Below are 24,649 nucleotides of genomic sequence, written 5' to 3'. Positions count from 1 at the left end.
CTGTCGCACGAAATTAATAAAAGTTATGTCAGAAGCTAGCCCGTGCAATAGTATGGATATACCCTCAGTAGCACGAATATAGCTGTATACATGTAATTTAAAGGACTAAAAATGAAATTTTTTTACAGTTTATGACGCTATGTGGAAAAAACTTGTCTGTTTGATTGTTTTTTGTACGCGCGATAAGTGTGATTTTAATCTATATAAATCATGCTCTTAAGTTAAAGTTTGTGATTGTCTTACTACTTTCTGGTTAATTATTTTTGGGTAACTGATCTGGGTCAATTTTTTTCACACAATGAAATAATATACTCAGTCCTGAAAGCAATTTACTAAGAACGTTGTCGATTAAAGTTAAAGACAAGCAGCGAATTTAATAAAAAGTTTTTAATATTTATTATTTTAGGAGATCCACCATGCCTGTAACTAACTTAGCGGAACTTGATGCTCTGGTAGCACGCGTTAAAGCAGCACAAGAAGAGTTTGCAACATTCTCTCAAGAGAAAGTAGATGCAATCTTCCGTGCAGCGTCTCTTGCTGCTAACCATGCTCGTATTCCACTTGCACAACAAGCAGTTGCTGAATCTGGAATGGGTATTGTTGAAGATAAGGTTATCAAAAACCACTTTGCATCTGAATTTATCTACAACAAATACAAAGACGAAAAAACATGCGGCATCTTAGAAGAAGATGACAACCTAGGCACAATGACTATCGCTGAGCCTGTAGGTATCATCTGTGGTATCGTTCCAACAACGAACCCAACATCTACAGCAATCTTCAAATCTCTAATCTCACTTAAAACTCGTAACGGCATCATCTTTTCACCACACCCACGTGCGAAGAACTCAACGAATGATGCAGCGAAACTGGTTTTAGACGCAGCTGTTAAAGCTGGTGCTCCAAAAGACATCATCGGTTGGATCGACCAACCATCTGTAGAGCTTTCTAACGCGCTTATGAAGCACGACGGTATCGCACTTATCCTTGCTACTGGTGGTCCAGGCATGGTTAAAGCAGCATACTCTTCTGGTAAGCCTGCTATCGGTGTTGGTGCAGGTAACGTTCCTGTCGTTATCGATGAAACAGCTGATATCAAACGTGCTGTAGCATCTATCCTAATGTCTAAAACATTCGATAACGGCGTTGTATGTGCTTCTGAGCAAGCTGCGATCGTTGTTGGTGATGTATACGAAGAAGTGAAAGAGCGTTTCGCTTCTCACAAAGCTCACGTTCTATCTAAAGCTGACGCTGATAAAGTACGTAAAGTTCTGCTTATCGACGGCAACCTAAACGCTAAAATCGTAGGTCAACCTGCTCCAGCAATCGCTGAAATGGCGGGTGTTAAAGTGCCTGCTGATACAAAAGTGCTTGTAGGTGAAGGTCTTGGTAAAGTATCGATCGATGACGAATTCGCTCACGAGAAATTATCTCCAACTCTAGGTCTATTCCGCGCAGACGACTTCGAAGACGCCGTTGCTCAAGCGGTAACTATGGTTGAAATCGGTGGTATCGGTCACACATCTGGTCTTTACACTAACCAAGATACTAACGCAGACCGTATCCGTTACTTCGGTGACAAGATGAAGACGGCTCGTATCCTAATCAACATCCCTACTACTCACGGTGGTATCGGTGACCTGTACAACTTCAACGTTGCACCTTCTCTAACTCTAGGTTGTGGTTCATGGGGTGGTAACTCTATCTCTGAGAACGTAGGTCCTAAGCACCTTATCAACAAGAAAACTGTAGCGAAGCGAGCTGAAAACATGTTGTGGCACAAACTACCTAAGTCTATCTACTTCCGTCGTGGTAGCCTTCCAATCGCAATGAGCGATCTAGAAGGTAAGAAACGCGCATTCCTAGTCACTGACCGTTTCCTATTCAACAATGGTTATGCAGATGACGTAGTTAGGCTGCTTAAAGCACAAGGCATCGAAGTTCAAACTTTCTTCGACGTAGAAGCGGATCCAACGCTATCTGTTGTTGAGAAAGGCGCTGAAGCAATGAAGAGCTTTCAACCTGACGTAATCCTTGCTCTAGGTGGCGGTTCTCCAATGGATGCTGCTAAGATCATGTGGGTTATGTACGAGCACCCAGAAACTCACTTCGAAGAACTAGCAATGCGCTTTATGGATATCCGTAAACGTATCTACAAGTTCCCTAAAATGGGTCAAAAAGCTGAGCTTGTATGTATCACTACAACTTCAGGTACTGGTTCAGAGGTTACTCCATTCGCCGTTGTTACAGACGACAAGACTGGCGCTAAGTACCCACTAGCTGACTACGAAATCACGCCAAACATGGCTATCGTTGATGCGAACCTAGTAATGAACATGCCTAAGTCTCTAACAGCGTTCGGTGGTTACGATGCAGTAACTCACGCTCTTGAAGCTTACGTATCTGTTCTAGCGAACGAATACTCAGACGGTCAAGCTCTTCAAGCTCTTAAGATGCTTAAAGAATACCTACCATCAAGCTACAAAAATGGTGCGGCTGACCCAATCGCTCGTGAGAAAGTACACAACGCAGCAACAATCGCTGGTGTAGCATTTGCGAACGCATTCCTAGGTGTGTGTCACTCAATGGCTCACAAAATTGGTGCTGAGTTCCACCTACCACACGGTCTTGCTAACGCACTACTTATCTCAAACGTTGTACGTTACAACGCGAACGATAACCCAACTAAGCAGACTGCATTTTCTCAGTACGACCGTCCACAAGCACGTCGTCGTTACGCTGAAGTTGCTGACCACCTAGGCCTAAGCCAAGCTGGTGACCGTACTGCTCAGAAGATTGAACGTCTACTGACTTGGTTAGAAGAGCTTAAAGTTGACCTAGACATCCCACTGTCCATCCAAGCTGCGGGCGTTAACGAGTCTGACTTCATCGCGAAACTAGACGAGCTAGCGGTTGAAGCGTTCGATGACCAGTGTACAGGTGCTAACCCACGTTACCCTCTAATCACTGAGCTAAAAGAAGTTCTAACAACATCTTACTTCGGCCAACCATACGTTGAAGGTGAAACTTTCGAAGGTACTACAGTTATCCTTAAGAAAGCGGACCAAAAACCAGCTGAAGCGAAAGCGCCAAAAGCTAAAAAAGAAAAAGCTAACGCGTAATAAGTAAGCATTAGTTTTGAGGTAAGTTTTCGCTAGCACGAACCTTATCTAATCGGGTAAAGAACAAAGCCCCAGTCGAGAGACTGGGGTTTTTTATATTTGTTTGTTTTTTTTGGGGTGATCTACTTAACGAAGGGTTATAGCTTTTTGCCCGCGCTACCCCGTAGGTTTAAGTTGCTTGTTTTTAATTAAAATGGGAGAGGAGTTAAACCTCAGCGGCAACTACTCGCCCACTGAAGTAGTCATTAGAGATGATGTATTCAGCGGTTCTGGTTAGCTCGTCTTGCAGCTGTGCCCAATGACAACGGTTGAACTTACCGTCGGCATTGTGAATAGCGGGAACAACACCACCTACACGGATATTAAACGGGGTTAATTCTTTGGCCCAGCTGTGGGTAAAGCCCGTAATCATCGAGTTTGCACTCTCCAAGCCCGATACATCATGAAAGTCGTCGTGAGATATCACATTAACGATAACCCCCTCCTTATCCGCTTCACGTAATCTCTCTGCGCTAATCTGCCCAAATGCAAAAAGGGTCGACGCTTTCGAAGACAAATCCTCGATAAAGCTGCTGACTGGTTGGTCGCCAATCAGACTAGGCATTGGGGAGCTGATCCAATTATTTACTAATACATCAGGTGTGGTGTTGAAAGTGCGTTGGACAAAATCAAAGACATCTAAAATGGCTTGATTATGGTTATCTTCGAGTTTGTAACGGTAGACGGAGTCTGAGGCACGAGAGCATTGGAGATAGTTTTCTTCAAGTGCTGTAGGATCCTTATCACAAAGGATAACAGTGGCTCCGAGGTTAACAAAGTGGTTCGCAATCGTCCCTCCTAAACGCGATCCTGCTGATGTCACCAATATGATTGAGCTTTTTATTTCCATCTCACTACCTAAACAAATCGTCCATGTGGGATAAGGATGGGTTAAATTTTATACAATGGGTGTGAATTGGTTCAAACTAAGGTGTGCCAATTAATAAGTTTTTATGAACTTAGTGGCAAGTCACATTTTGTAGTAACTTCAAGAAGTAATCGACAACTCAAGTTTTGAGTTCACCCAAGGCCGGTGGTTCATATCACTCATATCAATCATTCTTAAACGTGAATGGAAGCGAGTACAGATGAATATAGAGCTAGAGCTAGAAAAGGAGAGTAAAGCTATACTTGAGCTTGAATTTGATACTGACGTTGGGCTGTAGATAACGCGTTATAGAGCGTGGCATGAGGCAGATCAGGGACATGCTTGTTCGCCAGTTTACGACGGTCGTGACCAGAAAAGTTTTGGTAAACCTCTTCCGGGAAGTCGGCGGTATCTTCAGGCATAAAAGCGAGCGCTTCAGGTTTCAAATAATGGCTGAGCTTTGCGCTGGCGAGACTAGCTTGATGAAAATGGTCTGATTGTTGCGCTGAAATTTCATACGACGATTGGGTCGAACGCAGTTGTTGCGGCTCTGCTACGCCAAACTGGTTACGCAGGCGATCTTCACTTGTCTCTATAACTTGGAGGGTGTCGATGGGAGTGCAATCGCGCACATCATTAGAAAACATAGATAACAGCAACGAGAAATCGGCACGGCGACCTTGCTCAACCGCTTGGCTGATTCCGATGCCGAACTTCAGTTCGTTGATGATTCCTGCTTTGTCTAAAGTATGTATTTGCATGACGCCTCTCATTTGATACACCTTTAACGGCATGGAGTCAGCAAACTTTAGTCTTTAATTACAAGCGAATAGAGAATTTATGCAGGCTGGTTGAGAAAGGTAACCATAGGTTAAAAAAGCAAGCTTGATCGGTTACTTAGTTTTGTAATCTTCGTATGAACTAGAATACGGCAGATACAAAAAAGCTCACGCCGAGGCATGAGCTTTCAATAGGTAACTCGCTATAAATAGCGCAGCTTAAGTAATAATTACTTAGCTAGGTTCTCTTCTACGAAAGACCAGTTTACTAGGTTCCAGAATGCAGCCATGTAGTCAGGGCGAACATTGCGGAAATCGATGTAGTAAGCGTGTTCCCATAGGTCAACAGTTAGAAGTGGAGTAACACCTTCTTCTGTTAGAGGAGTAGCAGCGTTAGAAGTGTTAACGATGTCTAGAGAACCGTCAGCTTTCTTAACTAACCAAGTCCAAGAAGAACCGAAGTTGTTGATTGCTGAATCAGTGAATTTCGCTTTGAATTCTTCGAAAGAACCGAATGCAGCGTTGATAGCTTCTGCAACAGCGCCAGTTGGTTCGCCGCCTGCTTTAGGAGCAAGACAGTGCCAGTAGAACGTGTGGTTCCAGATTTGAGCCGCGTTATTGAAAACACCACCAGTAGAAGTCTTAACGATCTCTTCTAGTGTTTTGCCTTCAAACTCAGTACCTGGGATAAGACCGTTTAGCTTAACAACGTAAGTGTTGTGGTGCTTACCGTGGTGGAAATCTAGCGTTTCTGCTGAAATGTGTGGTTCTAGTGCGTCTTTCGCGTAAGGAAGAGCCGGTAGTTCAAATGCCATTGATCAATTCTCCATTGATATGAAAGAGTTAACTCTTTCGATTGCTTCCAGTGATATTATTATTCATGGTTCGCTATACGGCTAACCATGGTCAATTTTCTGACTTGGGATATAGTTTAGCAAGTTTTTACTTTATTAAAAGCCCAATTCATCACTTTTATTTGAATTGCTAGCTCAGTTTTTTAGCCTTTTTTTTTATATGGTTTTTATTCTTTTGGTTTGGGGTAGAATAAAGGCAATAAAAGCCGTAATCCATCAACGAGGAAGCAATGGAAACTATCGATAAAATCAAACAGCAACTTGAAGAAAACACGATTCTACTTTACATGAAAGGTTCACCTAAGCTACCAAGCTGTGGTTTTTCTTCTCAAGCATCTCAAGCTCTAATGGCGTGTGGTGAAAAGTTTGCTTACGTAGATATCCTACAAAACCCTGATATCCGTGCAGAGCTTCCGGTTTACGCACAGTGGCCAACTTTCCCACAACTTTGGGTTGAAGGTGAGCTAATCGGTGGTTGTGACATCATTCTTGAGATGTTCCAAAAAGGTGAACTTCAGCCAATCATCAAAGAAGCGGCGGCTAAAGTTGCTGGCGATGACGCTGAGTAAGTTCTAGCCTTTGCGCTGAATAGTTAAAATGAGGGGCCTTAATCAGGCTCCTTTTTTATTGGAATTGATAGAAGAGCCGACTCGATAAGGAACGAACAATGAACGTAAAACTTCATTATGTGCATGATCCAATGTGCAGCTGGTGTTGGGGATACAAGCCAACGCTTGAGTTGTTGAAACAACAATTGCCTGCAAGCATTGAGTTTAACTACGTAGTAGGTGGCTTGGCTCCGGATTCTGATGAGCCAATGTCAGAAGAGATGAAAGGCAAGCTGCAAGCGATCTGGAAGCAGATCGAAGCTAAGCTAGGTACCGAGTTTAACCACGAGTTTTGGACTGAGTGCAAGCCTGTTCGCAGCACTTACCCTGCGTGCCGCGCTGTGATTGCCGCAGGTTTTCAAGATCACTACGAAGCGATGCTGGAAGCGATTCAACACGCTTACTACCTTCGTGCGATGTTGCCACACTGCCAAGAAACGCATCTGCAGTTGGCTGAAGAATTAGGCATGAATGTACAACAGTTTGAAAATGACCTTTCTAGCAAGTTATTGGAAAGTGAGTTGGATGACCAATTAGGTTTTAAAGAAGCGATGGGTGTGTTTTCTTACCCGACCTTAATGCTTGAAGTGAACGGCATCTTTAGTGAAGTTGAATTGGATTATCAATCGACTGAAGTGACATTACGCTCAGTGAGAAGTGTGCTGGAAGAAAACCTAACACAAGGTTAGTCATCACTTTCATAAAATTAAAAGGCCGCTATATCGTTGTCTTACTCTAAGTGCTTAGTCAAAAACTAATTCTTAGTTGTCATCCGAGAGATAACGGCCTCTTTTATAAGTATTTACTTTCAATAAAATATCGAATTAAAGTAAGTGCTTACTAGCTGATAAATTGTTTAACTATCTAACTATGCGTTATTACAGTTTAGCTATGTATTATTTCAGCTAAATACAATGTAACTACAGCGTCATCGCTGCAATCCAACCGAATACGATCAGCGGGATGTTGTAATGCAGGAATGTTGGTACTACGGTTTCCCATACGTGCTCGTGTTGACCATCAGCATTAAGACCAGACGTTGGACCTAATGTTGAGTCAGAAGCAGGAGAACCCGCATCACCAAGCGCTGCCGCTGTACCTACTAGAGCGATCGTTGCCATTGGTGAGAAACCAAATGCTGCTGCTAGTGGAACGTAGATAGTTGCAAGGATTGGAATCGTAGAGAACGAAGAACCAATACCCATAGTGACCAGTAGACCAACAATTAGCATAAGTAGTGCTGCTAGAGGCTTGTTGTCACCGATGCTGGTTGAAAGCGCTTCAACCAAAGATTCCACGCCGCCAGTTTGCTTCATTACCGCTGCGAAACCTGCCGCTGCAATCATGATGAAACCGATCATTGCCATCATGTGAACACCCTTGGTGAAGACATCGTGTGTCTCTTTCCAAGCGATTACACCACCGAAAGTGAATACCATGAAACCAGCCAAAGCACCGATGATCATAGAACCTGTCGATAATTGAACCGTTAGTGCAGCAACGATACCTGCCGCCGCTACTAGGATGTGCTTCTTGTTGATCTCTTTTGTCTCAGTAGAAACAGCCGTGTGAGACGTTTCTTTGTATTGACGAGGCTTACGGTAAGTAAAAAACACTGCGGTAAGAAGGCCGAAGATCATGCCTGCTGCTGGTAGCAACATTGCCATAGGTACTTGGCTTGCTACAACGTTTTCAAGACCGTTGTCGTGAAGATTTTTAAGCAGGATGTTGTTTAGGAAGATGCCGCCAAAACCAATCGGCAACACCATATAAGGCGTAATCAGACCAAAAGTCAGCACACACGCAACCAGGCGACGGTCTAGGTTCATTTTTGCGAATACGCCTAATAGAGGTGGGATTAAGATTGGGATGAAGGCGATATGTACCGGAATCACGTTTTGCGAAGACATGGTCACTAAGATCAACGACGCAAGGATGCCGTATTTAAGACCGGTCGATGCCGCACTGTTCTCTTTACCGTGTATGCGTTTGATCACATTTTGAGCAAGGAGATCTGTGATTCCAGATCGAGAGATCGCAACAGCGAATGTACCAAGCATAGCGTAGCTAAGTGCGATCGTTGCACCGCCACCTAATCCACTTTCGAAAGCTGCTACAGCATCGTTCACACTCATACCAGAGGCTACGCCACCGATAATTGCGCTGAACGTAAGAGCAACGACAACGTTTACGCGCATCAAAGCTAAAACAAGCATGATGCAAACTGAAATTACAACAGGATTCATATTATTCTCGGGATGTTGTGTTTTTTATGAAGGTAGTACGAACAAACGTTTACCGACTCTATTTGTTATTCTTCGTCAACAAGCGGCCAACCACCAAGGGCTTTCCATTTGTTTACTATGCCGCAAAATAACTCTGTGGTTTTTTGCGTATCATACAAAGCAGAGTGTGCTTCTTTGTTGTCAAATTCCATCCCTGCAGTGCGGCAAGCTTTAGCCAAAACGGTTTGACCGTAGGCAAGACCACTAAGAGCTGCAGTGTCAAAAGTTGCAAATGGATGGAACGGGACGCGTTTAAGCTTACAACGTTCACTTGCCGCATTAACGAAGTTCAAATCGAATGTAGCATTGTGAGCGACCATGATTGCGCGACTGCAATCTGAAGCTTTTTGTTCTTTTCTCACTAGCTTATAGATTTCTTTAAGGGCTTCTTGTTCCGACACAGCACCACGTAATGGGCTAAATGGGTCTTTAATTCCGTTAAAGTCTAATGCTGCCTGCTCTATATTTGCGCCTTCAAAAGGCTCAATGTGAAAATGAAGCGTTGATGCAGGGTGCAAGTCTCCGTTCTCATCCATTTTTAATGTAATGGCACAGATTTCTAATAATGCATCGGTTTCTGCGTTAAACCCTGCGGTTTCCACGTCGATGACCACTGGAAAATAGCCGCGAAAGCGTTTTTTTAGGGTCAGAGCCTCGTTTTCTACAGTCATGTTAGCCCAAATAAGTGTGATTAAGCCTGCATTATTGCAGATAATAGCAGTGATAAAAACTAGGGAAGGGCAATAAATCATAAATTAGCCACCCCATTTCGGCTTGATAATTGCATATTTAAACGCGAGAGAAAAATGCGGCAATTGGCTGCATTGTTAAACGAATTGCTTAAGAGATACTCCACTTTATGAAGAAACAACTCATAACAGGTTCAATGCTATTTTCGCTACTTATGTCGTCATCGGTAATGGCACAAGAAAAGCGTTACGGAGCATCTCCTCAACAGTCAACGTGGGAGATGGTGGCAAACACGCCACTAGAATGCCGCTTGGTTCACCCAATCCCCAATTTTGGTGATGCTGAGTTCTCATCTCGCGCGAGTAAAAAAATCATTTTGGACTTTGAGCTTAAAATGCGCCGCCCAATGGGTGCGACACGCAATGTCAGCTTGATTTCCATGCCACCGCCTTGGCGTCCTGGCGAAAGTGCCGATCGCATGACAACCATTAAGTTCTTCCAACAATTTGATGGATACGTAGGCGGACAAACGGCTTGGGGTATTTTGAGTGAGCTGGAGAAAGGGCGTTACCCGACATTCAGTTACCAAGAGTGGCAAAGCCGAGATCAACGTATCGAAGTGTCGTTGTCGTCGGTGTTGTTCCAAGAAAAATACAATGTGTTCAGTGACTGTGTTGCCAACTTATTGCCTTACAGCTTTGAAGATATCTCTTTTACTATCCTGCATTACGATCGCAATAGCGATCAGTTGAATAAGTCGTCACGTAAAAGGCTAAGCCAGATCGCAGATTATGTTCGTTACAATCAAGATATCGACCTTGTGCTAGTCTCGACGTACACGGACTCTGCAGACAGTAAAAGTATTAGCCAGAACCTCTCTGAGAGAAGAGCTGAGTCGTTAAGAGAGTACTTCAAGTCACTTGGTTTACCCGGAGACCGTATTCAAGTTCAAGGTTATGGTAAACGTCGTCCGATTGCCGATAACAGCTCACCAATTGGCAAAGATAAAAACCGACGCGTTGTTATCTCTTTAGGTCGTACACAGGTTTAAGCTGAACGACCCTAATTGTAAAGAGACGGGCTTTTTTGTGCTTAAAATGGGGTGCTGAAATGTAGGCGCCTTAGCCACGAACAAACGATCTGAGTTTAATCAAAAGTAAACTTAATTTAGGCGAAAGCGGGCGATAATTTCACAGTTGGTTGCGGTATCTATTTTTTCAACCATAGAGGCAATTTTAGGGTTGGGATGGCGCTTCATGAAATCGATAAGTGCTTTTTTACAGCAGCCAATAGAGTCAATGAAGCTTGAACATTGCGTATTAGGGCATTGAGGAATAAGTGTCAGCACTTTTTCTGAAGCCAATTGGAGATATTTGAGTTCATAATCTGTCTCGCCAGCCCATCGCCAAAACTGGGCGAGATTATGGCAAGAGATGACTGAAATAAGTAAGCGTTCATCGGCTTGAATATCGGTACGCTCAGTGATTTTTTCGCTTAAGTTCAATGCCTGCTTATAGTGAAGAATACTTCGTACAGGATCGTCGAGTTGTAATGCCGTATCGGCAAGTAACGTGTGTTTTTCCCATTCGCTAATCATTGTATGACCTCACTGGTTTAGAGAGGTTTAATTTAAATGATAATCATTATCATGTAAAGCTTATTAGTTCGGATTGTTACAATAAATGATTGAGCGAAAAATATGAGCGATTGCAATAAACAAAAAGCGAGCATAGTGCTCGCTTTCTACTATTGGTCAATCCACGTTTGAGGATTACTTTTAAAAGTCATCCTTGGTCTTTTAGGTTTAAATTAACCTTCTAAGCCCGCACTTGCTTGCTTGTTCTGAATAAGCTCAATCATGTAGCCATCTGGGTCTTTTACAAAGGCAATGTGTGTTGATCCTCCCTTAACTGGCCCCGCTTCTCGAGTCACATTACCACCCGCGGCTTTAATCGCATCACACGTTGTGTAGATATCGTCTACACCAATCGCAACGTGACCAAAAGCAGAGCCAAGGTCGTATTCAGACGTTCCCCAGTTGTATGTAAGCTCAATTACAGCACCTTGAGATTCGTCACCAAAGCCAACGAAAGCTAGCGTGTATTCGTACTCTTTATTTTCGTTCTTACGTAATAGCTGCATGCCCATTACTTTTGTGTAGAACTCGATAGACTTATCTAGATCACCAACGCGTAGCATGGTGTGTAAAATACGACCGTTTGACATGATTTGCTCCTAGCTTTAACTATGTATACGTTTTGTAATTCTGTTGTTGTACCGCAAGAAGAGTGCGGCATTGTTTAGCTTCTTAGCTTTTTGATTAAACCTCATTAGTCTAGATGTCTGTTTTTTCTTTAAACTCGCACAGATCTTCAATGATACAGCTGCCACAACGTGGTTTACGCGCGACACAAGTGTAGCGTCCATGAAGAATGAGCCAATGATGGACATCCAGTTTGAATTCTTTTGGAATGACTTTGAGCAGCTTAGCTTCAACATCGTCGACCGTTTTGCCCATCGCTAACTTAGTGCGGTTTGATACACGATAGATGTGAGTATCCACGGCAATGGTTGGCCAACCGAAAGCGGTGTTCAATACTACGTTGGCAGTCTTACGACCAACGCCAGGAAGGGCTTCTAATGCCGCACGATCTTCCGGTACTTCACCATTGTGTAGGTCAAGCAGCATTCGACACGTTTTAATGGTGTTTTCTGCTTTTGAATTAAATAGGCCGATTGTCTTTATGTACTCTTTTAAGCCATCGACACCTAGGTCGAAAATCGCTTGTGGAGTATTCGCCACAGGGTAAAGTTTATCCGTTGCTTTGTTCACGCTGACATCGGTTGCCTGTGCAGACAAAAGTACGGCAATCAGCAACTCGAAAGGGCTGTTCCAGTTAAGCTCAGTCTCTGGCTTTGGGTTGTTCTCTCTTAAACGCTCAAGTATTTCTATTCGTTTTACATTGTTCATAGCGACATTACTTTCAAATAGTTAGGGCTTGAGTTTCGTTATTCAATTAACTCCGAATACTCAGGCTTTATCATCGGTTACGCGCTCTTATGAGCGTCATTATTATTTGTACTTGGTCAATCTATATAGCTGCTGAGCGGTTGAGCTTCTCAGCAGGGTTTTAAGCTACTGTAACTTATCAGGCATTGGTAACGCGAGCGCGTTCAATCGTTGGTTTTTCTTGTTTTGGCTGTCTAGATTTTACTTGGTTGTCGATGATGTTTTTCAAAGCAATCAAGAAACCAACACCAATAAAGGCACCAGGTGGAAGTAGAGCTAATAAGAAGCTGTTATCAAATTGGAATATCTGGATGCGTAACATTGAAGCCCAGTCACCAAGAAGTAGGTCGGCGCCATCAAACAGCGTCCCGTTACCTATCACCTCACGCATCGCACCTAACACAATCAGTACCGATGTCATGCCAAGACCCATCCAAAAACCATCTTGAGCAGCAGGCAACACCGCATTTTTTGAAGCGAATGCTTCCGCTCTGCCAATGATGATGCAGTTGGTTACGATCAGTGGTATGAAGATACCCAAAGATAGGTAAAGTCCGTACGCGTAGGCATTCATCAGAAGCTGGACACAGGTTACTAGTGAAGCAATGATCATCACGAATACTGGGATGCGAACTTCTTTCGGTACATGGTTACGAACTAAAGAGACACAAACGTTCGAACCGACCAGAACAAGTAACGTGGCAATGCCTAATCCAAGCGCGTTAGTCACGGTTGAGGAGACCGCGAGTAGAGGACATAACCCAAGAAGTTGCACTAGGGCAGGGTTATTGGCCCACATGCCATTTTTAATTAGTGTTTTATGTTCATTCATCATTCACCACCACAATTTAGAGGTTGAGCAAGCAATGCTTGGCGATTTTTATTAACGTATTCAACCGTTTGTTTGACCGACTTTACGACGGCTCTCGGCGTAATAGTTGCGCCGGTAAACTGATCGAAATCACCGCCATCTTTGCGAACCTTCCAGCGAGCAAGATTCGACTCAGTTACTTGCTTGCCTGCAAAAGAGAGAATCCAATCACTGACTCGTAGATCAATCTTGTCACCCAATCCCGGAGTTTCTTGGTGGGAAAGAACGCGAGTACCTAAAATAGTACCGTCGATTTTCATCCCAACAATCACCTTGATTGCACCGTTGTAGCCGTCTGGTGCAATGGCTTCGATCGCGATTGCACTCGGTTCTTCGTTGAGTCTAGCAATGTAAGCTGGCATGGCTTGTTTGGTTCCAAGCGCCTCGGCTTCAACTAAGGTACAAGCTGAAAACAGCTCATTGTCATGTAACTCGTGTGGGATGACTTGGTTAAGTACTGATAGCAATTGAGCTTGTTCTTGCAGTGTTATCTGCTCTTTGGTTAGCTCGTGAGTCACCGCTACCAAACCGGTGGAAGCACACGCAAAAATAGCGAGTACTAGACCGTTTTTCTTAATTGCATTTAGCATGGTATCCGCTCCTTAGTGACCGTATGTACGAGGTTTGGTGTAGTAGTCAATCAGTGGAACACACATGTTGGCTAACAATACAGCAAACGCTACGCCGTCAGGGAAGCCACCCCAACTGCGGATGATAAAAACGAGAGCACCAATCAGGGCACCAAATACTAAACGGCCTTTCACTGTTGTTGAGGCTGAAACCGGATCGGTAGCAATGAAAAAAGCACCCAGCATGGTGGCACCAGACAATAGGTGAATGGTTGGAGATGCGGTTTCTCCGGGAGTGAATATCAAGAACACTAAGCTAAATACAGTCAAACTGCCCAGAAATGCCACTGGGATATGCCACTGAATCACGCGTTGTTTAATGAGCACAAGGCCGCCGACTAGATAAGCAAGGTTCACCCATTCCCAACCTACGCCAGCTAACCAGCTGAATTGTGGCTGAGACAGAGCTTCGGAAGCGGTGTTGCCTGCCGTTAATGCGGTTTTGAATGCATCGAGTGGTGTTGCCATTGTGGTGCCATCAATACCAAGACGCGCTTGTTGAAGAGATAACCCTTCATTATTGAAGCCAGTAAAGATCATCAAAAACGAGTCAACAAAGCTTGTTGCTTCAGCCGTTAAACTGGTCGGTGCATTCCAACTGGTCATCTGGACAGGGAATGAGATCAGCAAAACAACGTAAGCGACCATCGCCGGGTTAAATGGGTTTTGTCCAAGACCACCATATAGGTGTTTCGCAATAATAATAGCAAAGAACATACCTATCACTACAATCCACCACGGTGAGTGCGGAGGAATAGCGATACTGAGTAGCCAAGCGGTCACAACAGCACTGTAATCACGCAGCGCCATCACTGGCGGACGTTTTCTCAATAGCATTACGGCTGCTTCAAAGCTAACAGCAAGTGCGATAGCAAATACTAACTGGATGAGCGTACCCCATCCGAAGAAGTAGGTTTGAGCTAGTAGGCCTGGCAATGCACAAATAGCGACCCATTTCATCAGATCTGGGGTGCTTCTACGATTGTGTGCGTGCGGTGAGCTGGCAATAAAGAAGGCCACTACTCTTTCTCCTCATTATTCTTTTTGTCTTGCTCTTGCTGCGCCTTTCTTGCTTTAGCACGAGCAATTGCGGCAGCAACAGCTGCTTTCTTAGGATCGACGGATTCTGATTGAGCTTCCGTTTCAATTTCATCTGCAGGTTCAGGAGCGGTTTCTTGTGCTTCGACCTGCTTAGCTTGTTGTGCTTTCTTCGCCTTAGCGCGAGCTATTGCAGCGGCAACGGCAGCTTTTTTGGGATCGATTGGTTCTTGTTGAGTTTCAGCTTCAACTTCAATTACTGGTTCGGATGTTTCAGTTGTCTCTTCCTGCTTAGCTTGTTGCGCTTTCTTCGCTTTAGCACGTGCGATAGCGGCAGCAACGGCAGCTTTTTTTGGATCGACTGACTCTTGTTGAGTTTCAGCTTCAACGTCAATCACTGGCTCTGGAGCTTCTGCGGTTTCATCTTGCTTAGCTTGTTGCGCCTTCTTGGCTTTAGCGCGAGCTATAGCTGCAGCGACAGCATCTTTCTTTGCGTCGCCAGAGCTTTTAACCGGAGCTTCACTTTCGGTTTGAGCAGCTGATTCCGCTTGCTGAGCTTTCTTCGCTTTAGCGCGAGCAATCGCAGCGGCGACTGCATCTTTCTTAGCATCGCCAGAGCTTTCAGCTGGAGCATCAGAAGCAGATTCCGCTTGCTGCGCCTTCTTCGCTTTGGCACGCGCGATAGCTGCAGCAACGGCGTCTTTCTTAGTGTCGCCAGAGCTTTCGGTTGGAGCATCAGAAGTTGATTCTGCTTGCTGAGCCTTCTTCGCTTTAGCGCGAGCTATTGCGGCAGCGACTGCATCTTTCTTGCGATCACCAGAGCTTTTAGCCGGGGCATCAGCAGCAGCTTGTTGTGCCTTGCGTTCTCGAGCTTGTCGTTTACGCTCTTCACGTAGCTTCGACATTTCAGAGTTGTCTGGTTCAGCACCGTCTGCTTTCTGAGCCGCAGCTTGTTTCGCTTTTGCTTTAGCTATCGCAGCTGCAACCGCAGGTTTCACTGCTGGCTCTTCACTTGGAGCTTGTTCAGCAGCTTTTTGTGCTTTAACACGAGCAATCGCAGCAGCAATTGCATCGTCACCGTCTGCCGCTTTCATGTCTTTGCGACGGTTATCCGCGGCTTTCTTGAAGCGGTTTTCGCGTTCTGCCTTGTCACGCTCCATACGAGCGTTTTTCTCTTCGAAACGAACTTTGGCGCGCTCTGCGGCCGTCGCTTCGTCTTTTCTTGTTTTGATTTCGGCTTTTGCTTGGCGATAGTACTGAACGAGCGGGATTTCACTTGGGCAAACAAACGCACAAGCACCACATTCAATACAGTCTTTAATATTTAGCTCTTCGCACTTGTCCAACTCATTGGCTTTCGCGTGCCATTGCAGCTGTTGAGGCAGTAGAGAGGCAGGACAAGCTTCGGCACATGCACTGCATCGAATACATTCCATCTCGTAAGTGCTTGGTGAAATCTCACGACGCGTTGGTGCTAAAATACAGTTCGATGTTTTAGTGATTGGCACATTGGCGTGTGGCAGGGTGAAACCCATCATAGGGCCACCCAAAATCAAACGCGGCAGCTTTTTATCGGCTTTGTAACCAAACTCTTCAAGCAACTCATGTACTGGTGTGCCGAGCAGCGCCCAAACGTTACGAGGCTGCTTAAAGGTTTTTCCGGTTAAAGTCACAACGCGGTTAACGACAGGTTCACCGTCGATTACTGCTCTTTTAATCGAGTAGAGAGAGCCGACGTTTTGAACCAATACACCAATGTCCGCAGGAATACCACCAGCAGGCACCTCTTTGTTAGTGAGGATCTTGATGAGTTGCTTCTCACCACCGGAAGGGTACTTGGTCGGGATAACACGAATTACGATGTCTTTGTTTTTCGCTGCTATTTCAAGTGCTTTTATTGCATCAGGTTTATTGTCTTCAATACCGATAACCGTCAGCTTTGGTTGAAGGATATGTTCAACCACTTCAATGCCTTTTAATACTTCTTCGGCATGTTCTTGAAGTAACTTGTCATCAGAGGTGATGTAAGGTTCACATTCAGCAGCGTTGACGATCAAAATGTCGGTACGACCAAGGCCTGACTGAAGCTTTTTCGCGGTAGGGAAGCCTGCGCCGCCCATACCCGAAATACCAGCTTGGCGAATTACATCAAGCAGTTCGTCTGAGTTCTTAGAAGAAAAATCTTCAACCGGATGTTTTTCTATCCAAGTGTCTAAACCGTCCGGCTTAATAACCACACTGAGTTCACTTAAGCCCGAAGGGTGAGCCGTGGTTCTTGGTTCGATAACGGTAATCACACCCGATGTTGGTGCGTGTACCGGCAACGTAAAACCCGTGTCCAAGGCTGTCAGTTGTTGGCCTTTTAGCACGGTGTCACCAGCAGCAACCAATAAGTTACCTGGCTTGCCGATGTGTTGTTTTACAGGAAGAACGATTTCTTCAGGAAGCCTTGCATGAACGATGTCAGTGGTATTGGATTGTTTCTTGTTTTCAGCAGGGTGCACGCCGCCCGGGAAGTTCCAAATAGAGCCCGTGCGAATTTGTTCAATTAAAGAGATCATACTAACCCTACGCCTTAGGCTCTGACGCAGCCGCATCAGTCGCTTGGTTAGTGATATCAGTAACAGGAATGATGTTCATCTGCCATTTCCAATTATCAGTCGTTGTTGCCACTGGAATCATTTCGATACAGTCAGTAGGGCACGGTGCGACACATAGATCACAACCTGTACATTCATCTTTAATTACTGTGTGTAGAGCCTTGGTGCCACCAACAATGGCGTCAACCGGACAGGCTTGAATACACTTGGTACAGCCGATACACATATCTTCATGAATGAAAGCAACGGTTTTTACTTTGTTATCTAAGTCATGAGCGGAGTCTTCAACTTCTACGCCCATTAAGTCTGCTAGCTTCTCAATGGTTGCTTGTCCGCCAGGAGGACATTTGTTGATCTTGTCTCCGTTAGCGATCGCCTCTGCGTATGGACGACAGCCTGGGTAGCCACATTGGCCACATTGAGTTTGCGGTAAAATGGTGTCGATTTGATCAACGATAGGGTCGGCTTCTACTTTAAATCGGATAGAAGCAAAGCCCAAAATAGCGCCAAAAACAGCGGCTAAAACGGCTAGCGCAATGATCGCAATTAAAATGGTACTCATGCTTATTTCACCAACCCAGTAAAGCCCATAAATGCCAGGGACATTAGGCCTGCTGTGATCATCGCAATCGATGCGCCTTTGAATGGCATTGGAACATCAGCAACCGTAATACGTTCACGCATCGCAGCGAATAGGATAAGAACAAGAGAGAACCCCACCGCAGCGCCGAAACCATAGATGATCGACTGAATGAAGTTGTGGTTTTCATTGATGTTCAAAAGCGCCACACCTAACACCGCGCAGTTGGTGGTGATAAGAGGCAGGAAGATACCCAACAGGCGGTATAGAGTCGGGCTGGTTTTGTGAACGACCATTTCCGTAAATTGAACGACCACCGCGATAACCAAGATGAAACTCATGGTACGCAGGTATTCAATACCCAGAGGGGTAAGGATGTAGGTTTCTACTAGGTATGCAGATACCGACGCTAACGTCAGAACGAAAGTCGTCGCGAGGCCCATGCCAATCGCAGTCTCCAGCTTCTTGGAGACTCCCATAAATGGACATAGCCCTAAAAACTTCACTAGCACAAAGTTATTGACCAGCACTGTGCCAACCAGCAACAAAAGGTATTCGGTCATAATGGATTAATTCTTGAGATTCCGATCCCGATATTATCCTGCTTTGCTCACCTAATAACAACCAAGGATCACTAGGGATTTAGACACTTGGTGAAAAAAACATCAGGTAATCGTTTGATTGTTAAAAGTCACACTAAGTATAGACGGCCAATTTTTACTTGCTGAGACACGTTTATAGCGGTGGCTAAATTGGATCTTTAATGAATGGAGACAGATCTTAGCACTAGCTACAAGGCAACAATCGTTGGTTCTTTGGGTGCAGGTTTATCCCAAGGAGTCGTAAAAGGGGGACAGTATAAGAAAAAGAATAAAAGGCATCAAAACGCAAAAAGCCGTATCGAGTGATACGGCTTCTTTAAATTTGGCTCCCCTTGCAAGACTTGAACTTGCGACATACGGATTAACAGTCCGCCGTTCTACCAACTGAACTAAAGGGGAATTACTTGTGAACGGCGAGAATTCTAATAACAGTCCGTTTTTCTGTCAACAAAAAATAGCAGAAAAAAGTAAGATAAAAAACTTTACTTTCTTGAACGCCTTATTGGATTTAGCTTGGATGTAGTTATCCACCAAAATTGTGGATAAGTGTGTGTGTTAAACTTTAATAACAATAATTGAAATAAATCTAAAAATGTAACAAATGCAGCTAATCGTATGTATTTTAAGGGTTTATTTAGAGATGTCGCTATTGTATAACTTTTTTAGATTACAGCGACAATAGTAAAATAGGCGGTATTTTTAGATTTTTTGGGGAAAAGTAGTGGATTAAAAATAGAGTAATTTAGCTGAAGAGATCTTGCAGGGGCACGGATAATACCAAGTTCTAAACATAAAAGCTATAACTGATATCGAGTCTTAAGAAGCATTTCTCTAGATAATAGTTGCAACAACACTCCTCCTAGAGTGACAATGACCTGATTAAAAAAACAGTATGGAAATGGCGACCTATGAGTAAACTCTTTGACTTGGTATCGGACTACAGCCCGTCTGGGGACCAGCCGACAGCGATAACCAAATTACTAGACGGATTAGATTCTGGTTTGGCACATCAAACGCTATTAGGGGTAACGGGCTCAGGTAAAACCTTTACGCTTGCCAACGTCATTTCCCAATCTCAAAGACCTGCGATCTTGTTAGCGCCGAATAAGACGTTGGCCGCTCAACTTTATGGTGAAATGAAATCTTTTTTCCCCAATAACGCCGTAGAGTATTTTGTTTCTTACTACGATTACTACCAACCAGAAGCCTATGTGCCGACCACAGACACATTCATCGAGAAAGATGCGTCTGTGAATGCCCATATCGAACAAATGAGGCTTTCGGCAACCAAGGCCTTGCTTGAACGAAAAGACGCCATTATCGTCGCGTCTGTATCGGCTATCTACGGTTTGGGTGATCCTAAGTCTTACTTGAAGATGATGCTTCACTTGAGTCGCGGTGAGGTTATGGACCAACGTGACATCTTACGCCGCTTAGCTGAACTTCAATATTCGAGAAATGATGTCGCCTTTGAACGTGGTCAGTTCCGTGTTCGTGGTGAGGTCATTGATATCTTCCCTGCTGAATCTGACCAAGATGCAGTGCGAATCGAAATGTTCGATGATGAAGTCGACTGTATAAGCATCTTTGATCCCCTGACTGGCGCAATTAAACAAAGAGATTTACCGCGCTTTACCGTTTACCCCAAAACTCACTATGTAACGCCGAGGGAGAAAATCCTTGAGGCGATTGAGAATATTAAAGATGAACTTCGAGACCGAGCTCAATACCTAAAGGACAACAACAAGCTTTTGGAAGAGCAGCGTATTTCTCAGAGAACTCAATTTGATATCGAGATGATGACGGAACTTGGTTTCTGCTCCGGTATCGAAAACTATTCACGATACTTGAGTGGTCGTGAAGAAGGGGAAGCGCCTCCGACATTATTTGATTACTTGCCTGATGATGGTCTGTTGATTATCGATGAGTCACACGTGACTGTACCGCAAATTGGCGCCATGTATAAAGGTGATCGCTCTCGTAAAGAGACTCTGGTTGAATTTGGTTTCCGCCTGCCTTCTGCATTGGATAACCGCCCAATGAAATTTGACGAGTTTGAATCGATAGCTCCGCAGACTATTTTTGTATCAGCAACGCCAGGCAACTACGAGATCGAAAAGTCAGATGGTGAAATTGCTGATCAAGTCGTGCGTCCGACAGGTCTTTTAGACCCAGTTATTGAAGTAAGGCCTGTGTCGACTCAAGTTGATGACCTGTTGTCTGAAATCAGAATACGCTCAGTGAAAGAAGAGCGTGTTTTGGTCACAACATTGACTAAGAGAATGGCGGAAGACTTAACTGAATACCTAAGTGAGCATGGTGTTAAGGTTCGCTACTTGCACTCAGATATCGATACGGTTGAGCGTGTAGAGATCATTCGAGATCTACGTCTGGGTGAGTTTGATGTGTTAGTGGGTATTAACTTACTTCGAGAAGGGTTGGATATGCCTGAAGTGTCGCTGGTGGCAATTCTTGATGCAGATAAAGAGGGTTTTTTGCGTTCTGAACGTTCTCTTATTCAAACCATTGGTCGAGCCGCACGTAACTTGGAAGGTCGAGCTATCTTGTATGGTGATTCGATTACCAAATCAATGAGAAAGGCGATTGATGAAACTGATCGTCGTAGAGAAAAACAACAAGCTTACAATGAAGAGCAAGGTATTACGCCGCAAGCGCTTAAACGTAATATTAAAGACATTATGGAGCTGGGTGATCTCACTAAGTCGAAACAGCAGCGACAATCTAAGCAGGTTCCACTATCGAAAGTTGCCGAGCCTTCAGAAAATTACACCGTGCTTACGCCGCAGCAGCTCGATAAAGAGATCAGTAAGCTAGAAGCTGCGATGTATCAACATGCTCAGAACTTGGAATTTGAATTAGCGGCTCAAAAGCGTGATGAGATAGAGCAGTTGAGAAAGCAGTTCATTACCAACAGCTAATCTCACCCTTATTCATGAAGTTCATACCGGAAAAGTCTAAAGTAGAAAGTGTTCAGACAAAAAAACAGCCAGTAGTAAATGTTCTACTGGCCTACGTTTGTGAACAATGAGTCCACTAACAACGTCAGTTGGCTAGGTGACCCGAAGGTCAATTTAGCCGCTGCATCGTTCGTGCCATGTAGCTAATACATTGATTATTTGAAGCAGGCAAAGAAATACAGTACAAATGCTGTGGTTGATTTGCATAATGCAAAGCGGAATGCGATTATAATAAGAAATGCAAATTATAAATGGCTAGGATATGCAATCAAAAACGCTAGATAACAAATCAAAGTATTTGTTGATGGTGGAGGATACGGCTTCGGTCGCAGCTTTATATCGCTCTTATCTGACACCGCTCGAAATTGATATCAACATTGTCGGCACCGGTCGCGATGCAATTGAGAGTTTGAATCATCGAATCCCAGACCTAATTTTGTTAGATCTGCGTCTTCCTGATATGACGGGTATGGACGTACTATTTGCTGTAAAACAAAAATACCCTGAAGTGCCCGTTATCTTCATGACGGCTCACGGCTCGATCGATACGGCCGTTGAAGCGATGCGTCATGGTTCTCAAGATTTCCTTATTAAACCTTGTGAAGCCGATCGGCTCCGTATTACGGTGAATAACGCGATACGCAAAGCCACTAAACTTAAGAACAGCTCTGAAAATCCGGGTAATCAAAACTACCAAGGATTCATCGGTAGTAGCCAAACCATGCAGCAGGTTTACCGAACCATCGATTCTGCCGCATCAAGTAAGGCGAGTATTTTTATCACAGGCGAAAGTGGTACTGGTAAAGAAGTATGTGCAGAAGCCATTCATGCAGCGAGTAAACGTGGTGATAAGCCTTTCATCGCCATCAACTGTGCGGCAATTCCTAAAGACTTGATTGAAAGTGAGTTGTTTGGCCACGTCAAAGGTGCCTTTACGGGCGCAGCAACCGATCGCCAAGGCGCAGCTGAACTAGCTGATGGAGGAACTTTGTTCCTCGATGAGCTGTGTGAGATGGACCTTGAACTGCAAACCAAGCTTCTGCGTTTTATCCAAACGGGTACTTTTCAAAAAGTCGGCTCTTCGAAGATGAAGAGTGTGGACGTTCGTTTTGTTTGTGCGACCAACCGTGACCCTTGGAAAGAAGTACAAGAAGGTCGCTTTAGAGAAGATTTATACTATCGTTTATACGTGATCCCTCTTCACTTGCCGCCACTGCGTGAGCGTGGGGAAGATGTCATCGAGATCGCATACTCGCTACTAGGCTACATGTCGGTTGAGGAAGGTAAGGCTTTCGTACGCTTTGCTCAGGAAGTGCTTGATCGCTTTAATCAATACGAGTGGCCGGGTAACGTTCGTCAGCTACAAAATGTGTTGCGAAACGTGGTGGTATTGAATAATGGTAAAGAGATTACTCTGAACATGCTCCCACCTCCACTGAACCAGCCGATTGAGAATCGTCTGCGGTTGAAAGAGAAACAGAATGAAGACATCACGGTAAAAGATATTTTCCCATTGTGGATCACTGAGAAAACGGCAATCGAACAAGCCATTAAAGCGTGTGACGGTAATATCCCTCGCGCGGCTGGTTTCTTGGATGTCAGTCCATCAACGATTTACCGTAAATTGCAAACGTGGAATGCGAAGCCGTAATTACCAAACAATAAGAAAGAACGATGATGAAAGTATTAAATCAGCAAAAAGTTGATGAGCTTGCCGGTGAAATAGGGCAAGAGAATGTTCCGGTGTTGCTGGAGATCTTTTTAGGTGAATTGAAGGGATACTACGAGCACTTGGAGCTAAATAAAGATACCGATACGTCCAAGTATTTGGCCGATATCAGTCATGCATTGAAGAGCAGTGCTGCGAGTTTTGGTGCTGATTCTTTGTGTAGTTTCGCCATTAGCTTAGATGCAAAAGTTAAGCAAGCGTTGCCAGTGACAGAGGTGGATTTTAAAGATATGCAAGAACTTCTGTTATCAACGTACACGGAATATCAGCAGTTGATGACTGATCTCTAAAACGGTTGATGATATAAGCGGGTATTAAAAAGGAGCATAACGCTCCTTTTTTGCTTTTACTGGTCTCTGTCGTTTATCCCGAGCTATAAGCTATGTGCATTAAGCTAGTTGAGCCCGAATCGCTTGTTGAAGTTTTAAACGGTCATGTCGCCAATCTCGGTTAGGAGAGGCAAGGTCGGTGGTCACGCAGTTCCAAAGTCCTTCAAGTTCAGGGTGCGGCGCATTACCCAGCACGATATCAATTTTTCTCGCCTTGCAGGTACGTTCACACCATTCAAGCTGTTCTTGAAGCGTCATTTTTCCTGCAGGGCCATGTTCTGGCGAAAGGTTTTCGATGAAGATAACCTTAGCCTTGGTGTTCTCAGCAATGGCTTTCCCAATCTCAGGAAGGAGAAGAGGGGGCATAACACTGGTCAGGAAGCTGCCAGGGCCAAGAACGATACAGTCGGCTTGTTCTACGGCTGCAACGGCTTCTTTGGTTGCCGGCACTTCTGGAGACAAGTCCATCATGCGCAGTTTTTCTGTCATGTCGTCAACGTTGGTTTCCCCCGTAACCCAGCGACCATCCATTGATAACGCTGTGAGATCGGAAGGATGCTCTGTCATCGGGACGATATTGACATCAACCTTGAGCATATTTCGAATTAGGTTAATTGCTTCTAGTGGGCGAACAGAGAGGTTGTCTAATGCTGTGAGCATCAGGTTACCCAGGTTGTGGCCGTCCAGTTCACCTTGACCGCGAAAACGGTACTCAAACATCATCGAACTGATGGAAGGTTCGGTGATCAATTGGTTGATGCAGTTACGAGTGTCTCCCCAAGCGATGCCACCTTGGCAGTCTCGAATTCGTCCGGTTGAACCGCCATTATCCGTTGTTGCGACAATGCCAGTTGCGTTGTTACCAAAGTCTTTTAGTGCAGCAAGCATACGACCTAAGCCATGGCCTCCACCGATTGCTACGACTTTCTTTGAAGAGTAAATATTCATTTTTTGTTCTATTAAATTATTACTAACTATAATTTAGGTTAAATGCTTCTTGTCAGATACCTAACAAGAGTTAATTTGAGGGTTTGGTAC

The 24,649-nt window shown here is 44.4% G+C and carries 22 protein-coding genes and 1 tRNA gene; 7 read left to right on the top strand and 16 right to left on the bottom strand.

From position 1 onward, the window contains the following. Positions 1-416: 416 nt before the first annotated feature. On the top strand, positions 417-3,122 hold the full coding sequence (adhE, locus tag OCT63_RS13615; protein ID WP_060467320.1) for a bifunctional acetaldehyde-CoA/alcohol dehydrogenase: 2,706 nt from the start codon (positions 417-419) through the stop codon (positions 3,120-3,122). A 205-nt stretch (positions 3,123-3,327) separates the two neighbouring features. On the opposite strand, the gene OCT63_RS13610 is transcribed toward adhE, so the two are convergent. From OCT63_RS13610 to sodB, 3 genes are all read right to left on the bottom strand, one after another. Continuing rightward, a complete protein-coding gene (locus tag OCT63_RS13610) occupies positions 3,328-4,011 on the bottom strand; it encodes an SDR family oxidoreductase (RefSeq protein WP_269983878.1) in 684 nt (227 codons plus the stop codon). A 275-nt stretch (positions 4,012-4,286) separates the two neighbouring features. Then, on the bottom strand, positions 4,287-4,790 hold the full coding sequence (locus tag OCT63_RS13605; RefSeq protein WP_269983877.1) for a VC2046/SO_2500 family protein: 504 nt from the start codon (positions 4,788-4,790) through the stop codon (positions 4,287-4,289). 248 nt (positions 4,791-5,038) lie between these two features. Continuing rightward, a complete protein-coding gene (gene sodB / locus OCT63_RS13600) occupies positions 5,039-5,623 on the bottom strand; it encodes a superoxide dismutase [Fe] (protein WP_004734050.1) in 585 nt (194 codons plus the stop codon). Positions 5,624-5,892: 269 nt separating this feature from the next. On the opposite strand from sodB, the gene OCT63_RS13595 reads away from it, so the two are divergent. Together OCT63_RS13595 and OCT63_RS13590 are read left to right on the top strand one after the other, a co-directional pair. Further along, a complete protein-coding gene (locus OCT63_RS13595; RefSeq protein WP_017056493.1) occupies positions 5,893-6,231 on the top strand; it encodes a Grx4 family monothiol glutaredoxin in 339 nt (112 codons plus the stop codon). A 98-nt stretch (positions 6,232-6,329) separates the two neighbouring features. Further along, entirely contained in the window at positions 6,330-6,959 is a 630-nt protein-coding gene (locus tag OCT63_RS13590; protein ID WP_269983876.1) for a DsbA family protein, read from the top strand. A 231-nt stretch (positions 6,960-7,190) separates the two neighbouring features. Here OCT63_RS13590 and OCT63_RS13585 read toward each other — a convergent pair whose 3' ends face one another. Beyond that, complete coding sequence (locus OCT63_RS13585) at positions 7,191-8,516, bottom strand: Na+/H+ antiporter family protein (protein WP_060467324.1); 1,326 nt, start codon at positions 8,514-8,516, stop codon at positions 7,191-7,193. A 65-nt stretch (positions 8,517-8,581) separates the two neighbouring features. Beyond that, positions 8,582-9,226, bottom strand: a complete 645-nt coding sequence (rnt, locus tag OCT63_RS13580) for a ribonuclease T (RefSeq protein ID WP_017061178.1) — start codon at positions 9,224-9,226, stop codon at positions 8,582-8,584. Positions 9,227-9,414: 188 nt separating this feature from the next. Here rnt and motY point away from each other — a divergent pair, with 188 nt between their 5' ends. Beyond that, positions 9,415-10,296, top strand: coding sequence for a flagellar protein MotY (motY, locus tag OCT63_RS13575; protein ID WP_269983875.1), 882 nt, complete (start codon positions 9,415-9,417; stop codon positions 10,294-10,296). A gap of 111 nt (positions 10,297-10,407) precedes the next feature. On the opposite strand, the gene OCT63_RS13570 is transcribed toward motY, so the two are convergent. The 10 genes from OCT63_RS13570 to OCT63_RS13525 form a co-directional block, all read right to left on the bottom strand. Beyond that, on the bottom strand, positions 10,408-10,842 hold the full coding sequence (locus OCT63_RS13570; RefSeq protein WP_017056498.1) for a DUF2753 domain-containing protein: 435 nt from the start codon (positions 10,840-10,842) through the stop codon (positions 10,408-10,410). A gap of 212 nt (positions 10,843-11,054) precedes the next feature. Then, positions 11,055-11,471 (bottom strand): lactoylglutathione lyase, encoded by a 417-nt coding sequence (gene gloA / locus OCT63_RS13565; protein WP_060467326.1) that lies wholly within the window; start codon positions 11,469-11,471, stop codon positions 11,055-11,057. A 109-nt stretch (positions 11,472-11,580) separates the two neighbouring features. After that, on the bottom strand, positions 11,581-12,216 hold the full coding sequence (gene nth / locus OCT63_RS13560) for an endonuclease III (protein WP_060467328.1): 636 nt from the start codon (positions 12,214-12,216) through the stop codon (positions 11,581-11,583). A gap of 178 nt (positions 12,217-12,394) precedes the next feature. After that, entirely contained in the window at positions 12,395-13,087 is a 693-nt protein-coding gene (locus OCT63_RS13555) for an electron transport complex subunit E (RefSeq protein ID WP_029626991.1), read from the bottom strand. Then, the gene (rsxG, locus tag OCT63_RS13550) at positions 13,087-13,716 is read right to left on the bottom strand and encodes an electron transport complex subunit RsxG (RefSeq protein ID WP_161672258.1); all 630 of its coding nucleotides are present in this window, start codon (positions 13,714-13,716) and stop codon (positions 13,087-13,089) included. The genes OCT63_RS13555 and rsxG overlap by 1 nt, the downstream gene beginning before the upstream one ends. Before the next feature lie 12 nt (positions 13,717-13,728). Beyond that, the gene (gene rsxD, locus OCT63_RS13545; protein ID WP_161687013.1) at positions 13,729-14,775 is read right to left on the bottom strand and encodes an electron transport complex subunit RsxD; all 1,047 of its coding nucleotides are present in this window, start codon (positions 14,773-14,775) and stop codon (positions 13,729-13,731) included. Continuing rightward, complete coding sequence (gene rsxC, locus OCT63_RS13540) at positions 14,775-17,354, bottom strand: electron transport complex subunit RsxC (RefSeq protein ID WP_269983874.1); 2,580 nt, start codon at positions 17,352-17,354, stop codon at positions 14,775-14,777. Before rsxC ends, rsxD begins: the two co-directional genes overlap by 1 nt. Before the next feature lie 7 nt (positions 17,355-17,361). Beyond that, a complete protein-coding gene (gene rsxB / locus OCT63_RS13535; RefSeq protein WP_060467332.1) occupies positions 17,362-17,955 on the bottom strand; it encodes an electron transport complex subunit RsxB in 594 nt (197 codons plus the stop codon). Positions 17,956-17,957: 2 nt separating this feature from the next. Next, positions 17,958-18,536 carry an electron transport complex subunit RsxA gene (gene rsxA / locus OCT63_RS13530; RefSeq protein ID WP_046222689.1) on the bottom strand — a complete coding sequence of 193 codons (579 nt, stop codon included), beginning with the start codon at positions 18,534-18,536 and terminating at the stop codon, positions 17,958-17,960. 362 nt (positions 18,537-18,898) lie between these two features. Further along, positions 18,899-18,974, bottom strand: a tRNA-Asn gene (locus tag OCT63_RS13525). Between the two features lie 509 nt (positions 18,975-19,483). Here OCT63_RS13525 and uvrB point away from each other — a divergent pair. The 3 genes from uvrB to luxU all read left to right on the top strand — a co-directional run bounded on the left by uvrB (position 19,484) and on the right by luxU (position 23,572). Further along, positions 19,484-21,514 (top strand): excinuclease ABC subunit UvrB, encoded by a 2,031-nt coding sequence (gene uvrB / locus OCT63_RS13520; protein WP_060467333.1) that lies wholly within the window; start codon positions 19,484-19,486, stop codon positions 21,512-21,514. Positions 21,515-21,815: 301 nt separating this feature from the next. Beyond that, positions 21,816-23,204: a quorum-sensing sigma-54 dependent transcriptional regulator LuxO gene (gene luxO, locus OCT63_RS13515; RefSeq protein WP_017056505.1), complete on the top strand. Its 1,389-nt coding sequence runs from the start codon at positions 21,816-21,818 to the stop codon at positions 23,202-23,204. Between the two features lie 23 nt (positions 23,205-23,227). Next, on the top strand, positions 23,228-23,572 hold the full coding sequence (gene luxU, locus OCT63_RS13510; protein ID WP_017056506.1) for a quorum-sensing phosphorelay protein LuxU: 345 nt from the start codon (positions 23,228-23,230) through the stop codon (positions 23,570-23,572). Between the two features lie 99 nt (positions 23,573-23,671). On the opposite strand, the gene OCT63_RS13505 is transcribed toward luxU, so the two are convergent. Next, the gene (locus OCT63_RS13505; RefSeq protein WP_269983873.1) at positions 23,672-24,559 is read right to left on the bottom strand and encodes a YvcK family protein; all 888 of its coding nucleotides are present in this window, start codon (positions 24,557-24,559) and stop codon (positions 23,672-23,674) included. Positions 24,560-24,649: the final 90 nt, after the last annotated feature.

The organism is Vibrio sp. RW, assembly GCF_027587105.1.
Classification (GTDB): domain Bacteria; phylum Pseudomonadota; class Gammaproteobacteria; order Enterobacterales; family Vibrionaceae; genus Vibrio; species Vibrio toranzoniae.
This window is presented reverse-complemented; position numbering and strand designations above follow the sequence as displayed.

What these genes read in the sequence shown, in the direction of transcription:
- gloA (WP_060467326.1), bottom strand. Translation starts at nt 11,471, where the DNA reads ATGTCAAACGGTCGTATTTTACACACCATGCTACGCGTTGGTGATCTA.
- OCT63_RS13610 (WP_269983878.1), bottom strand. Translation starts at nt 4,011, where the DNA reads ATGGAAATAAAAAGCTCAATCATATTGGTGACATCAGCAGGATCGCGT.
- OCT63_RS13505 (WP_269983873.1), bottom strand. Translation starts at nt 24,559, where the DNA reads ATGAATATTTACTCTTCAAAGAAAGTCGTAGCAATCGGTGGAGGCCAT.
- OCT63_RS13595 (WP_017056493.1), top strand. Translation starts at nt 5,893, where the DNA reads ATGGAAACTATCGATAAAATCAAACAGCAACTTGAAGAAAACACGATT.
- nth (WP_060467328.1), bottom strand. Translation starts at nt 12,216, where the DNA reads ATGAACAATGTAAAACGAATAGAAATACTTGAGCGTTTAAGAGAGAAC.
- OCT63_RS13605 (WP_269983877.1), bottom strand. Translation starts at nt 4,790, where the DNA reads ATGCAAATACATACTTTAGACAAAGCAGGAATCATCAACGAACTGAAG.
- luxU (WP_017056506.1), top strand. Translation starts at nt 23,228, where the DNA reads ATGATGAAAGTATTAAATCAGCAAAAAGTTGATGAGCTTGCCGGTGAA.
- luxO (WP_017056505.1), top strand. Translation starts at nt 21,816, where the DNA reads ATGCAATCAAAAACGCTAGATAACAAATCAAAGTATTTGTTGATGGTG.
- rnt (WP_017061178.1), bottom strand. Translation starts at nt 9,226, where the DNA reads ATGACTGTAGAAAACGAGGCTCTGACCCTAAAAAAACGCTTTCGCGGC.
- rsxG (WP_161672258.1), bottom strand. Translation starts at nt 13,716, where the DNA reads ATGCTAAATGCAATTAAGAAAAACGGTCTAGTACTCGCTATTTTTGCG.
- adhE (WP_060467320.1), top strand. Translation starts at nt 417, where the DNA reads ATGCCTGTAACTAACTTAGCGGAACTTGATGCTCTGGTAGCACGCGTT.
- OCT63_RS13555 (WP_029626991.1), bottom strand. Translation starts at nt 13,087, where the DNA reads ATGAATGAACATAAAACACTAATTAAAAATGGCATGTGGGCCAATAAC.
- rsxB (WP_060467332.1), bottom strand. Translation starts at nt 17,955, where the DNA reads ATGAGTACCATTTTAATTGCGATCATTGCGCTAGCCGTTTTAGCCGCT.
- sodB (WP_004734050.1), bottom strand. Translation starts at nt 5,623, where the DNA reads ATGGCATTTGAACTACCGGCTCTTCCTTACGCGAAAGACGCACTAGAA.
- rsxA (WP_046222689.1), bottom strand. Translation starts at nt 18,536, where the DNA reads ATGACCGAATACCTTTTGTTGCTGGTTGGCACAGTGCTGGTCAATAAC.
- motY (WP_269983875.1), top strand. Translation starts at nt 9,415, where the DNA reads ATGAAGAAACAACTCATAACAGGTTCAATGCTATTTTCGCTACTTATG.
- OCT63_RS13590 (WP_269983876.1), top strand. Translation starts at nt 6,330, where the DNA reads ATGAACGTAAAACTTCATTATGTGCATGATCCAATGTGCAGCTGGTGT.
- OCT63_RS13570 (WP_017056498.1), bottom strand. Translation starts at nt 10,842, where the DNA reads ATGATTAGCGAATGGGAAAAACACACGTTACTTGCCGATACGGCATTA.
- rsxC (WP_269983874.1), bottom strand. Translation starts at nt 17,354, where the DNA reads ATGATCTCTTTAATTGAACAAATTCGCACGGGCTCTATTTGGAACTTC.
- OCT63_RS13585 (WP_060467324.1), bottom strand. Translation starts at nt 8,516, where the DNA reads ATGAATCCTGTTGTAATTTCAGTTTGCATCATGCTTGTTTTAGCTTTG.
- uvrB (WP_060467333.1), top strand. Translation starts at nt 19,484, where the DNA reads ATGAGTAAACTCTTTGACTTGGTATCGGACTACAGCCCGTCTGGGGAC.